The 13,855-nt window shown below is 40.0% G+C and carries 7 protein-coding genes and 1 pseudogene; all 8 read left to right on the forward strand.

The genetic code is table 11. The features are described from left to right. Window positions 1–275: pseudogene (locus tag JWR87_RS18190) on the forward strand (sulfite reductase subunit beta); the annotation flags it as partial. Between the two features lie 114 nt (window positions 276–389). After that, entirely contained in the window at window positions 390–1,058 is a 669-nt protein-coding gene (locus JWR87_RS18195) for a bifunctional precorrin-2 dehydrogenase/sirohydrochlorin ferrochelatase (RefSeq protein WP_297822900.1), read from the forward strand. A gap of 588 nt (window positions 1,059–1,646) precedes the next feature. Next, window positions 1,647–4,907: a TonB-dependent receptor gene (locus JWR87_RS18200; protein ID WP_297822902.1), complete on the forward strand. Its 3,261-nt coding sequence runs from the start codon at window positions 1,647–1,649 to the stop codon at window positions 4,905–4,907. A 9-nt stretch (window positions 4,908–4,916) separates the two neighbouring features. Continuing rightward, window positions 4,917–6,785: a RagB/SusD family nutrient uptake outer membrane protein gene (locus JWR87_RS18205; RefSeq protein ID WP_297822905.1), complete on the forward strand. Its 1,869-nt coding sequence runs from the start codon at window positions 4,917–4,919 to the stop codon at window positions 6,783–6,785. 389 nt (window positions 6,786–7,174) lie between these two features. After that, window positions 7,175–10,429 carry a VCBS repeat-containing protein gene (locus JWR87_RS18210; RefSeq protein ID WP_297822907.1) on the forward strand — a complete coding sequence of 1,085 codons (3,255 nt, stop codon included), beginning with the start codon at window positions 7,175–7,177 and terminating at the stop codon, window positions 10,427–10,429. 55 nt (window positions 10,430–10,484) lie between these two features. Beyond that, the gene (locus tag JWR87_RS18215; protein ID WP_297822911.1) at window positions 10,485–11,675 is read left to right on the forward strand and encodes a glycoside hydrolase family 130 protein; all 1,191 of its coding nucleotides are present in this window, start codon (window positions 10,485–10,487) and stop codon (window positions 11,673–11,675) included. A gap of 93 nt (window positions 11,676–11,768) precedes the next feature. Next, window positions 11,769–12,146: a hypothetical protein gene (locus JWR87_RS18220; RefSeq protein WP_297822913.1), complete on the forward strand. Its 378-nt coding sequence runs from the start codon at window positions 11,769–11,771 to the stop codon at window positions 12,144–12,146. A 244-nt stretch (window positions 12,147–12,390) separates the two neighbouring features. Next, on the forward strand, window positions 12,391–13,641 hold the full coding sequence (locus JWR87_RS18225) for an MFS transporter (protein WP_297822915.1): 1,251 nt from the start codon (window positions 12,391–12,393) through the stop codon (window positions 13,639–13,641). The last annotated feature ends 214 nt before the right edge of the window (window positions 13,642–13,855 follow it).

Raw genomic sequence — 13,855 nt, forward strand, 5'->3', positions numbered from 1 at the left:
TTGCTGCTGAAATTGGCTTTGTTGGAACAAGTATGGGTAAATACAATCTCCATTTAGGTGGTGACAGAATTGGCCAACGTTTGAATAAACTGTATAAAGAAAGTCTGAACGAAGACGAAATCTTAGCCGAGCTCGATTTCTTATTTGACACCTTTAAGAATGAAAAAGTAGATGGCGAAACATTTGGAGATTTTGCTTTTAAGAAATGGGTGAATAGCGCTGAGTTAATAAGGACCGCAAGTAGTTTTAATGAAGCGAACTTGCCACAACGTTAAGAGAGGCAGAAGCCCCAGCCCCGAAGAAAGAAGAGCAAAGAGCCTTAAAATTCAGCATTCCTTTCCTATCGGGCTGCTTACTACATGGAGCCGGCAGGGAGAAAAAGAACTGATATGAAAATAAAAGAACCCTTAAACAGCGGCAGCGAACTCCCTTTAGGGCTGGGGGTAACTAACAACCTGTTCCCGGTTTTTTTGAAATTGGAGCAGATGCGTCTGCTGATAGTAGGAGGGGGAAATATAGGGTTAGAGAAGCTGTCCACTGTTTTACAAAATTCTCCGTCAACAAAAATCAGGCTTATAGGAATTACTGTAATAAAGGAGATTAGGCAATTGGCAATAAAGTATCCGAATATTGAGTTGCATGAGAGAAGCTTTGAGGAAAACGATCTTGCACTTGCTGACATAGTTATAACTGCCCTTAACGATCACAAGGCAAGTGAAGAAATATGCGTGCTGGCAAAACAGCACGGAAAACTAATTAATGCTGCTGACAAGCCCGATTTATGCGATTTTTATTTAGGCAGCGTGGTAAAAAAAGGAAACCTGAAAATTGCCATTTCCACAAACGGAAAATCTCCAACAATAGCAAAGCGTTTAAAGGAAGTTATTAGTAGCATGCTTCCCGACGAACTGGAAAGTATTCTTAATAACATGCAAGCTATACGAAATGATTTGCAGGGAGATTTTAACGAAAAAGTGAAACAACTAAACGATCTGACTAAAGTGCTGGTTGCTAAACAGATTGATTTAAAAGTAGCGAAGAAGCCCGAGGACAAGTGACAGCAGAAGTGATGTATTTTGCTTTTTTATTTTTCGCGACGAGCTGAACAGTAGTATTGAATTCTCTCCTTAGTTATTCCTCTGAACTATTAGATAAAGCACTTACCCCCGTACTTAATTTGGCAACTGTTGTATTCAGACGCCTGATTTCCACCCCAAGACTCGTATTGAAACAGAAAACGGATTAATTAAAAAACATTTTTGTTAGATGTTAAATTACAATTACATTTATACCGATTATAACGGTTGCTAGTCTATTGAATTTGTTTGTTAGGATTGCCAGGTTGAGAAAGCCGATTTGTTTGTTGACGCTAAATTTCTACTACGTTTTAATCCTAACCAAACAATTATAGAAAAACTCCTCATTTTTTCTTATTCGGTGGATAGAAACTTTTGTTTATTACTCCCAATATCCCCGTTACAAACCACTGTTTCTTCAGGTTATAAGCTTTATCCATTTACTAAACGATTTTTCATGATTAAAATCTACACTAAAAAACCGATCCGTTCTCCATGTAATTTTCTGCTTTTTAAAGTTCATATTTAACACCCGTCTTAACTCTTTTTTTAAAAACCTCGATTTCTGCTATGAAAGTTTGTTTGCTTAAACTAAAAGATGCTCAAAAGCATCAGCATTGCTTTTGTTTTCATCCACAAAAATTAAAACTTCTCTTCCTTGTTGTGTTAAGTTTTCTATCTGTCAATCTTTTTGCTCAGCAAAGGATTACAGGTAAAGTAACAAGCGGAGATTCTACCCTGGAAGGCGTTACAATTATGGTAAAAGGCGGAACTGGGGCTACCCAAACCGATGCCCGTGGAAATTTTACACTTACAGCTCCTTCCAATGCTACTTTGGTCGTTAGTAATGTAGGTTACACCAACCAGGAAGTAAAGGTGGGAGGACGTTCTTCAATTAATATTCAACTTCAGGCTGCTGCCGGACAATTAACTGATGTTGTTGTTGTTGGTTACGGAACACAAAAGAAAGCGACTGTTACCGGCTCAGTTACGGCAGTAAGGGGTGCTGAACTAGACAAATCTCCTGGTTTAAACCTTTCCAACTCCCTGGCTGGCCGGTTACCTGGTGTAACCGCTATGCAGCGAGGTGGAGAACCTGGTTTTGATGGTTCTACTATTCGTATTCGTGGTACTAATACACTAGGTAACAGTGGTCCATTGGTTGTAATTGATGGTGTACCTGACCGTGCTGGTGGTTTAGAGCGATTGAACCCCGCGGATATAGAAAATGTGTCTGTATTGAAAGATGCTTCTGCCGCTATCTACGGAGCAAGAGCTGCAAACGGTGTTATCTTGATTACTACAAAGATGGGTAAAACAGGAAAACCCGTTGTATCCTATGATTTCAACCACGGCTGGCAGCAACCAACTATTGTACCTAAAATGGGAAATTCAGCCCAATATGCAGAGTTGCTTAACGAACAGGTAATGTTTAGTAACATTCCGGCTGATCAGTGGACGGCAGCATGGCAGGCGTTAAAAACAACAGGGTCTTACACCAGAACAGATAATGCACAGAAAGTAAATGCTTTTTATTCACCTGAGGATATACAGAAATTTTCAAATGGTTCCAGTCCACTAACCCATCCTAATACAGATTGGTATAAGGCAGTGTTTAAAGATTGGTCAGGGCAGCAACAACATAGCTTGCAGATTAGCGGCGGTACCGAAGCAGTTAAATTCCTTGCATCAGCAGGCTACCAGAACCAGGATGCTTATTATAAAAATTCCGCAACTGGTTATAAGCAATACGACATGCGTATTAATATAGAGGCTCGTGTGAATAAGTATATAAGCGCTACCCTTGGGCTAACCGCCCGCGAAGAGTTCCGTTTCTTCCCGACGGTTGGTGCCGGTGATATTTTCAGAATGTTGATCCGTGGAAAACCTACAGAAATGGCTGTTTGGCCTAATGGACTGGCAGGGCCGGATATTGAGAACGGTCAAAATCCGGTTGTAGTTACAACTGGTGAAACCGGTTACGATAGAAACCGTCGGGATTATTTTCAAACCAATGGACAGGTAGAGATCCGCAATCCATGGATTGATGGTTTGAAGTTTACCCTACAAGGGGCAGCGGATAAATACATAGAGCGAACTAAAAGGTTTCAAACACCGTGGGCCTTATACTTCTGGGATAAAGTATCGTATGAAGATGCAAATAAAACAATACCAAAGCTTACCCGAACCGTTCGTTCTACCTTTTCAGATCCAATGTTAAGGCTGGGAGATGCAGAAGAATTGCGGATAAACTTAACGGGGATGGTTAATTATGACAAGGTTATTGGACAGGCCCATACCATCGCTTTTTTGGCAGGTGTTCAAAAGGAAACAAGAAGTGGAGATAATTTCTTCGCTTACAGACGCAATTTTATTTCTCCCGCTATTGATCAGCTAAATGTTGGAGGCACTTCTCAACAAGATATAGGGGGGTCTGGATTTCAACAGGCACGATTAAGTTATTTTGGCCGGGTCGCTTATAACTTTAGGGAAAAATACCTGGCGGAATTTGTATGGCGAAATGATGGTTCCTATATTTTTCCCGAGGTTGGTCGTTTTGGCTTTTTCCCTGGCGTATTGTTAGGATGGAATATTACAAAGGAGAATTTTTTCCAAAATGTCAAGGCCATTAACAATTTAAAGCTTCGTGCTTCTTATGGCCAGTTAGGAAATGATCGGGTAGAATTTAATGGAGTATTACAGGAATATGCGTATTTGCCAACATACTCGTTCGGTACCCAGGTTATTAACGGACAACAAACACGAACACTATTAGAGCCACGTGTACCTAATTTCAACTTTACCTGGGAAGTAGCAAATAACGCAAATCTTGGTTTGGATGGCGCAATTCTAAATAATAAAATAACTTTTGAATTTGATGTTTTCAAAAATGTACGGAAACAAATATTGATTGCACGGGCAGGATCTACACCTCAAAGTTCAGGTATATCTAATTTGCTGCCCCCTGTAAATGAGGGCCAACTGGAAAATAAAGGCTGGGAGTTCAGGGTAGGATACAATGGCCGGGCGTCGAAAGACTTAACTTTTAACGTAAGTGTAAACGGTGGATATTCAAAAAACAAGATCCTATTCTGGGATGAAAACCCGGGGGTGCCTTTGCATCAGCGGGCTACAGGTTATCCATTTGGTACCAACGGGCAGGCCTTCCTTGCCTACCAATCAGATGGCGTATTTAGAGACGCAAAAGAGATTGCCGATAATAAGATAGATTATACTGCGGCTACAAATAATCTGCGGCCAGGTGATATGAAATTTAAAGATGTATCGGGACCTGATGGTAAGCCCGATGGTAAAATCAACAATTTAGATCAGGTACGGTTAGACAGAACTCGTGACCCAAGATTTACAGGCGGTCTTAATATAAACGTCAGTTACAAAGGTTTTGATTTGTCTGCTCTTTTCCAGGTAGCTACAGGAGGCCTACAGTTGTTGAACTTTAATGAAACAGGTGAGTTTGGTAATTGGTTGCAGTATAGTTACGGCAATCGCTGGTCTGTAGAGAATCCGAGCAGTGTGGATCCGAGGTTAGTAAGCAGAACAAACACTTATTATACAAGTGGTTTTCGGAATAACACCTATTGGCTTAGAAGTAATGACTATATGCGTTTTAAGAATTTTGAGTTAGGATATACTCTTGGTGCAGGTGTAGGCCAACGTCTGGGCATTAGCCGTTTGCGGGTCTATGTAAGCGGATTAAACCTCGCTACCTGGCAAAAGCTTCAAATATGGGATCCTGAAGAAACTGCAGAAAATGGCTATGTATATCCGCAGGCAAGAATTATAAACACAGGTGTACGTGTAACTTTTTAAAACATAAAGATGAAAAAGATAACAAACAGAACAGTACTTCTTTTCTTGCTAGCCGTTAGTGTACTAACTGCTTGTAAAAAAGACTTTTTAAACACCATTCCATTGGACCAGGTGCAGGCAAGTGAAACCTGGAAGGATCCTGCACTTGCCGAAGCTTTTATTAACGGTATTTATTCCGGGATAGGACAGGGGGGGTTTAGAGGAAGCGGTGAAGAAATGTTAGCTGCTTTTTCCGATGAGGCTATATTCACGCATCAGGGTAGAGGTATCAACACGGTCAACGAGGGAATTTTAAATCCTTCTAATCCGGGTTTAATAAGCACTCCTACAGAATGGGCATTTTTGTATAACAATATTCGTAGAGCTAATATTGCTATGCAGAGTTTACCAGCAGCAACTATAGATAAAGCGTTAAGGGAGAGGCTGGAAGGTGAGACACGTTTTCTGCGGGCTTTTTTCTACCACCAGTTGTTGCGCTACCATGGGGGCGTGCCGCTTATTACGAAATCCTATAATTTAAATGAAGATTATACAGTTGCCCGCAACACTTATGCAGAGGTTAGTAATTTTATAATAACCCAGGTTGACACAGCTATTACCTTGTTAAAAGGAAAAACAAGAGTGAGAGGTCGTGCCTCTGATTTAGCAGCGCTTGCTTTAAAGTCACGCCAATTATTATATGATGCGAGTGACTTACATGATATGACAACTGCTAAAGCAAAGTCAACTGTAATTGCAGCCTTTCAGAAACCTGAACTTTTAGGGTTTGTAAGCGGTGATCGTCGTGCACGCTGGATAGCAGCCAGGGATGCTGCAAAGGCAGTATTAGATGCGGCAGGATCAGGCTACAAAACCAATCTTTCCGCTCCTGTATCATTCGAGGAAGGTCGTAAAAACTACCTTTCTATCTCAATGGGGGGTGGAAGCAAGCATCCTGACGCTGACCCCGCGGTGGCTTCAACAAACGAGCTTTTGTTTATTAGGACATTTACCCTGGAGAGGGTTGAAGATGGTATGCGAATTGGTCTTCAAAACGGGCCAAATGGTTATAATAACTGGGCCGGTAACACACCTATTCAACAATTAGTAGATGACTACGAGATGATGGATGGTACACGCTTTGACTGGAACAAGCCTGAGCACAAGGCCGATCCTTATGAAAACAGGGATCCTCGTTTTTATGCAACTATCTTATATGATGGAGCTCCATGGAAACCCCGGGGTAGAGCTGAAGATCCAGCTAATGAGATACAAACTGGTACTTACTTTGTCGGTAACACTAAGATTGTTGGTTTAGATACCAGGCAGGGGCCTATAGAAAACTGGAACGGAAGCTTTACCGGGTATTACATTCGTAAATTTATTGATCCGGATCCGACTATTCGTGACAACACTTCACCACAAGTAATTCCGTGGCCTTTCTTCCGTTATACTGAAGCAATGTTCAATTATGCAGAAAGTTTAATAGAGTTGGGTGAGGATGCAGAAGCACGCAATTGGTTAAATAGAATTCGTTTTCGTGCTGGTATGCCAGCAATAACCGAAGCCGGAGAAGCACTCAAACAGCGTTTCAGAAACGAAAAAAGAATAGAAATGGCTTATGAAGAGATGCGGTTTCATGATACACGTAGATGGATGATAGCTGCTGAAACCTTGGGTAGGAAGGTGAAATATATAGATATAGTAGGAACACTAAAACCGGGGGCTACCGCACCTACACCTTACCGGAAGGATAAAACCAAGTTTAATTACACCTACACACCGGTAGAAAACAATACTTTGGAAAACAGGGCATGGAGTGATAAAATGTATTACCGTCCTCTTACTTTGGGCGAAACCCAGCGCAATACCGGACTGACGCAGAACCCCGGGTTCTAGCAATTGTGGCCGGTCTGTTAAAAATGGATGAAAAGTCTATGTTGCCTTTGCAGCGTAGACTTTTTATTTTAGAAACGATCTATTTCTACGGCTTCGGTTGCGAGTTACTGCAATCTTACCAGCTTTGTCGTACTCATCTTTTAGCTTCTCCCGTTTGGTTAGCTTGTTTCTATCGGAGATTTTGGTTACAAACAATATTTAAAATTGTAACAACGGGTGAAAGAACGAAAAAAGTACAAGAGTGCGACGCAACAGAAGCTTAATTTTATTCCAACGCTTAATTACAAAATTCTCACCTTAATTATCACTTGCTCTTGAAGAACAATTTTTTGATTTGCCTATGGTTCTTTACAGGATTTTTATTTCTATTCAGCTGTAAGAACTCCTACGTGGAAGAAGCCAATCCAGGTTTGACAAATACCCTTTTTAGTTTATTGCCAGCCTCTCAAACCCATGTTGATTTTAATAATGCGCTCGAAGAAGGTTTAAACACAAACGTGTTGATCTATGAATATTTCTATAATGGCGGCGGCGTAAGTATAGGAGATGTAAATGGTGATAGTTTGGAGGATTTGTATTTTTCGGGAAACATGGTCGAAAATAAACTGTACCTGAATAAAGGAAAGATGCAGTTTGAAGACGTTACCATTGCTGCGGGGGTAGCCGGAAGGCCAGGGCCATGGAAGACAGGGGTGACAATGGTAGATATAAACGGTGATGGACGAAAGGATATTTATATTTCTTATTCAGGCAAATTAAGGGGCGAAAAAAGAGTAAAACAATTATTTATAAATGACGGAGCAGACGGTAGCGGAGTACCACATTTTAGTGAACAGGCAAAAAAGTACGGATTGGATGACTCATCTTATACTACCCAGTCTGTTTTCTTTGATTATGATAAGGACGGCGATCTGGACGTGTTATTGTTAAACCATAGTATAGTAAGGCGAACCATTTTAGACGAAGCAACAATTAAGGAGTTGCTAAAGCAAAATGATCACTTAAGTGGTTTGAAGCTTTTACGAAACGATAATAATTATTTTAAGGAAGTAACTGAGGCGGCGGGTATTAAAAGTACCGTTTTATCGCACGGTTTAGGGGCTGGAGTGGCGGACTTGGATGACGATGGTTTACAAGACATTTATATCTCTAACGATTACCTTGAACCCGATTTCGTTTACATTAACAACGGGAATGGCACTTTTACAGATAAGCTTCAAAAAAGCGTTGGTCACACTTCGTTTTTCTCAATGGGAAATGATATTGCTGATATTAATAATGATGGGTTAAATGACCTTATTAGCCTGGATATGTTGCCCGAAGATAATCACCGGCAGAAATTGTTATTCTCCCCCGATAATTACGAAAAAGTAGATATAAATATTCGGTCTGGTTTCTACTACCAATACATGAGCAACATGCTACACGTAAATAACGGTAACGGAACATTTAGCGAGATAGCACAGCTGGCTGGTATTTCAAACACTGATTGGAGCTGGGCACCGTTACTGGCCGATTATGACAATGACGGTTGGAAAGATCTGTTTGTGTCAAATGGTGTTTTGCGGGACTTTACAAACCAGGACTTTTTGAAGTTTATGGGTGAAAATTTTCAAGACCGTCAAATAACAAGAAGTGATTTACTTGAGGCGGTAAATAAAATGCCGTCAACAAATATTACAAATTACTTTTTCAAGAATAATGGTGACCTCACCTTTAGTAACGTGGGCAAAGCCTGGAGCCCCGACTCTTCATCAAACAGTAACGGAGCTGCATACGCAGATTTAGACAATGATGGAGACCTTGACCTGGTTGTAAACAATATAAATCAACCAGCATTTATCTACCAGAATGAAGCAAATAAGCAATTAAATAATAATTATCTTAAGATCAATCTTAAGGGGCAGGGAAAAAATAGTGAAGGATTAGGTGCAAAGGTTAGTTTGTTCCTAAAAGGTAAGATGCAATACCTTGAACAGATGCCAACGCGCGGCTTCCAATCAGGTGTTTCATCAATTCTTCATTTTGGCTTAGGAAAAGATAGTAAAGTTGATTCAGTGAAGGTAGTATGGCCAGGCGGCAAACAACAAGTTATAACCACGGTTCAGTCAAATCGGGCAGTGACTTTGAAGGAAGCTGATGCTAAGCCAATGAAAGCCGCAAATCATAGCAGTTATTCTTTATTTACAGAGGTGCCGTCCCCCATTAAATTTAGCCCTGCTGCTAATGCAATCAACGATTTTAAAAGACAGCCCCTTCTTATAAACCCGCTTTCTTTTTCTGGTCCTTGCATAGCAAAAGGAGATGTTAATGGAGATGGACTTGAGGATGTATATGCAGGTGGAGGAAGTGGAAAAGCAGGAGCAATTTTCTTGCAGCAGGAAAACGAAACTTTCTTAGAAAAAAGGCAGGCAACCTTTGAGGCAGACAAAGCTTGTGAAGATGCAGATGCCATTTTTTTCGATGCAAACAAAGACGGCTTCAATGATCTGTATATCGCAAGCGGAGGGTACCACAATTATTTGCCGGACGATCCGATGTTGCAAGACCGGTTATACCTGAACGACGGGAAAGGTAATTTTACTAAAAGTGAAGGTGCGTTGCCAATGATGCATACTAGTAAAAGTTGTGCACGTTCCAACGACATTAATGGAGATGGCTTTTTGGATCTCTTTATAGGTGGAAGAGTAATCCCCGGCCGTTACCCCGAAACACCTCAAAGCTATTTATTGATCAACGATGGTAAAGGACGTTTTACTGATCAAACGGCCGCCATATCGTCAACTCTTCAAAGAATTGGAATGGTATCGGATGCAGCGTGGATAGATTTAAATGGCGATAAGAAAAATGAGCTTGTTGTAGTCGGTGAATGGATGCCTGTAACGGCATTTGAAAATAATAATGGAAGGCTCGAAAATAAAACGGGCAACTATTTTCAGAAACAATATAGTGGTTGGTGGAACAAAATAGCAACCGGAGATTTTAATGGCGATGGAAAGATGGATTTTGTTATTGGCAACCAGGGGTTAAATACACAGTGCAAGGCGTCGGACAAAGAACCTGCAGAAATGTTTTATAAAGATTTTGATGACAATGGTTCAGTTGATCCAATGCTTTGTTTTTATATACAGGGCAAGAGTTATCCTTATGTAACACGGGATGAGTTATTGGATCAGATGAGTATTATGCGTACACGTTTTACTGATTATAAAAGTTATGCAGATGCAACAATGAAAGAAATTTTTACTGAGCAAGAGTTAACGGATGCTCGTAAGTTGCAAGCAAATTATCTTCAAACTGCTTATTTCGAAAGTGGAGCTGATGGAAAGTATCATGAGAAAAAATTACCCTTGCAAGCCCAGTTTTCACCCGTTTATACCATCACGCCTTTTGATTATGATAAGGATGGAAAGGAAGATTTGTTGTTGTGTGGAAATATTAATCACGCAAGACTGAGGTTTGGTAAATATGATGCTAATTATGGAATATTGCTAAAAGGGAATGGCAAAGGAGATTTTGCGTATATCAATCAGAAAGCTTCTGGTTTTAATATTTGGGGTGATGTAAGAAGTGTTGTTAGCATAAATAAGACCTTGTATTTCGGTATAAATCAAAAGGCACTAAAAGCTTATAAAGTGAGATAGCTTAGTAATGTTACCTGTTTATTCCTGCAGTTGTTCCGTTCAAAATAATACCAGCATGCTTAAAAACAAATGGAAAATTAGAGGGGTATTGGTATTTATATTGTTCCAGCTAATAGTGGAGAACTCCTTTTCTCAAAAAAGTACTACTCTGCCAGCCTGGGCCTTTGGCCCTTTTGTTCGACCTCAAAATGTAAATCCGGTTTTGTCCCCTAACCCTAACAGCAGGTTTACGGATCCAATGAGCAAAAAGGAAGTTGCCTGGGAAGCCAACGATGTTTTTAATCCCGCGGCAACAATTAAAAACAATAAGATTTACGTGTTGTATCGCGCGGAGGACAAATCAGGAATAGCTATCGGAACGAGAACTTCAAGACTTGGTTTAGCCGAAAGTGTAGATGGGATTAGAATGAAACGACGTGCAACTCCTGTTATGTACCCGGGCAACGATAATCAGAAAGAATTTGAGTGGCCGGGCGGTTGTGAAGATCCTCGTGTAGCTATGACAGCAAGTGGTACTTATGTAATGTTTTATACCCAATGGAATAAGAAGGTACCACGAATTGGAGTAGCTATCTCAAAAGATTTAATCACATGGAAAAAGTATGGGCCGATATTTAGAAAGGCTTACAACGGTAAGTTTTTTAATATGGCCAGTAAGTCAGCATCCGTCATAACAAAACTAGTAAAAGGGAGACAGGTAATAGCAAAAATTGGGGGAAAGTACTGGATGTATTGGGGCGAACATTTTGTAAACACTGCCACATCCGTCGACCTTATTAATTGGCAACCTATGCTAAATGAAAAAGGTGAACTTAAACAATGTATAGCAACCCGAAAAGGGTATTTTGATAGTGATTTAACAGAATGTGGACCGCCGGCAATCGTAACAGATAAAGGCATTTTGCTTATTTACAACGGTAAAAATAGATCGGGAAAAGATGGGGACACAAACTATACTGCCAACACTTATGCAGCAGGCCAGGTGCTATTTGATTTAAAAGATCCGACAAAGCCAATCTTTAGATTGGATGCTCCATTTTTTGTACCAGAAGAATCTTTTGAGAAGAGCGGACAATACCCGGCAGGAACTGTTTTTACAGAAGGGCTGGTTTACTTTAAAAACAAATGGTTTTTGTACTATGGCTGTGCCGACTCCCGGGTAGCGGTGGCAATATTTGATTCAAAAGTTGCAAACCGAAAAATTGCAAAAGTTAATATGACTGTTCGAAAATATGCGGAAAAATAAACGCACGAAGTACGGAAAAACCAACTGCTCATCCTTTTAGGGGCTTATTCAAAGTTTTTGTATTTTAATCAAATTATCTAAACAAACTAAATTATGAAAAAAAGTTTCTTTTGCTTCTTGCTCGTAACCCTTATGTCAGGTTCAATCAAAGCCCAGCTTGCCAACAGTAAATGGAAAGGCATTTTGGAAATAGGGAGTCCTGTAAATGTTTCATTTGAATTTGGTAAAGACACCCTCGCTGTCATGAACCTTGACCAGAATTCTGTTTTGGAAACAATGATTTATAAAGTAACTAATTCAACATTTACTATTGTAAAAATTGCCGGAGAAAGTGATTGTGAAAGCTCGACAATCGGTAAGTATAAGTACGAAATAAAGGAGAATACTTTAATCTTAACAACAGTAGAAGATGTGTGCGATGATCGTGGGCCTGTTTTAAATAATGTAAAGTTGACCAGGAATACTTTATAACTGTAATTTTTACAGTGCTTCCTGCATCTCATTTCCAGCTGGTAACATAATTGTTACAGCAAATAGCACCAACATTCGATTGAATAATTTAATTTCCAACTTTTATTGCAATGCCTTTAAAATACTACATTTAATTTTTGTTTGGCAACCCGCAAATATTTAAACAGATATAAGTATTTTACTTCCTCAAATTTATTAACCAATTAAATATCCCATCACCTCAAAAATCTAACAGCTTAACATTATGACGAACGAAAACATTAACAAGAGTGCTCTGTTTAACGGCAGCTGCTTTGCACTTATTACCACCGCTTTTTCTTTCTCTATCCGGGCAGGAATTTTGCCTCAACTCGGTGAGAGCTTTGGCCTTTCTGCAGAACAACTTGGTTTTATTAATTCTATGTGGTTCCTCGGATTTCCCATTTCAATGATCGTTGGCGGTTTGGTTTATCATTCGTTTGGACCAAAGAATATTATGATGGTTGCTTTTGTAGCTCACACTTTGGGCATCATACTAACAATTTATGCGGGTGGCTATACTACCTTACTTATTTCTACTCTTTTCATTGGTTTCGGTAACGGCTGCACCGAGGCTGCCTGCAATCCCATGATTGCCGATATGTATTCAGGACTGAAAATGAACAAAATGCTGAATAGGTTTCACATGTGGTTCCCAGGCGGTATTTTTCTTGGCGCGCTTATTTCAAAATTCATGACAGATGCTGGTATGTCATGGCAAGCTCAGATGTGGCTCATTATGGTGCCAACTATTATCTACGCTGTTTTGTTCTTTGGTAAGGCTTTTCCAAAACCACAAGTCGAAGGTGCTACCTCTCTTGCTCAAAACTTCAAGGCTATGCTAACTCCTGTATACATTTTCTTGTTTTGCTGCATGGCCCTTACAGCTATTTCAGAATTTGGTCCAAACCAGTGGGTAAATATTATTTTAAGTAGAAGTGGAGCAGACGCCATGATAATATTAGCGCTCACTTCGGGGCTGATGGCAGTAGGTAGATTTTTTGCCGGTCCGGTTGTAGGTACATTAGGTCAAACTGGTGTTTTGTTGATGTCAGCCATACTAGCTACCATAGGCATTTATTTGTTTAGTACAGTTACAGGCACGATGGCTTATGTTGCTGCAGTAATTTTCGCTTTAGGTGTTTGTTATTTCTGGCCGGTAATGATTGGCTCTGTTGCCCAGAGAGCACCAAGGAGTAGTGCCCTAGGATTGTCTATCCTTGGCGGGGTAGGTATGTTTTCTACCTCTATTTTTCAGCCAATTATTGGTGGTTGGATAGATAGTTCAAGGGCAGCCTCAACTGCTCAAGGTCTTTCGGGAGATGCATTGGAACTGGCTGCTGGACAGGATACATTACAAAAAATGATTACTTTCCCGGCTATATTGGTGGTGTTATTCATTATATTTTTCCTTTGGCAGAAAAATATGAAAAAGAGCCCAAGTGAGTTAGAAATGACAATGAGTACAGGGCATTAATAAGGGCTAACTATATAAATATTTATTAAGAGGGATACCATTAGGTATCCTTTTTAATTATAAACCTTTTGCAGGTCGAAAAGGTTATCATTCAAAATCTTCTTAAAAAGCAGCGCCTTAAAAGAATGGCGGACAACAATAACGGCTTGATTTTTTCAGCAGATTCGATAAGAAGTGTTCAAATTATTTTCTGTAATGCCTAACACCACTTTAA

It is taken from the genome of Segetibacter sp., assembly GCF_025963695.1.
Lineage (GTDB): Bacteria > Bacteroidota > Bacteroidia > Chitinophagales > Chitinophagaceae > Segetibacter.

What these genes read in the sequence shown, in the direction of transcription:
- JWR87_RS18195 (WP_297822900.1), top strand. Translation starts at nt 390, where the DNA reads ATGAAAATAAAAGAACCCTTAAACAGCGGCAGCGAACTCCCTTTAGGG.
- JWR87_RS18200 (WP_297822902.1), top strand. Translation starts at nt 1,647, where the DNA reads ATGAAAGTTTGTTTGCTTAAACTAAAAGATGCTCAAAAGCATCAGCAT.
- JWR87_RS18205 (WP_297822905.1), top strand. Translation starts at nt 4,917, where the DNA reads ATGAAAAAGATAACAAACAGAACAGTACTTCTTTTCTTGCTAGCCGTT.
- JWR87_RS18215 (WP_297822911.1), top strand. Translation starts at nt 10,485, where the DNA reads ATGCTTAAAAACAAATGGAAAATTAGAGGGGTATTGGTATTTATATTG.
- JWR87_RS18220 (WP_297822913.1), top strand. Translation starts at nt 11,769, where the DNA reads ATGAAAAAAAGTTTCTTTTGCTTCTTGCTCGTAACCCTTATGTCAGGT.
- JWR87_RS18225 (WP_297822915.1), top strand. Translation starts at nt 12,391, where the DNA reads ATGACGAACGAAAACATTAACAAGAGTGCTCTGTTTAACGGCAGCTGC.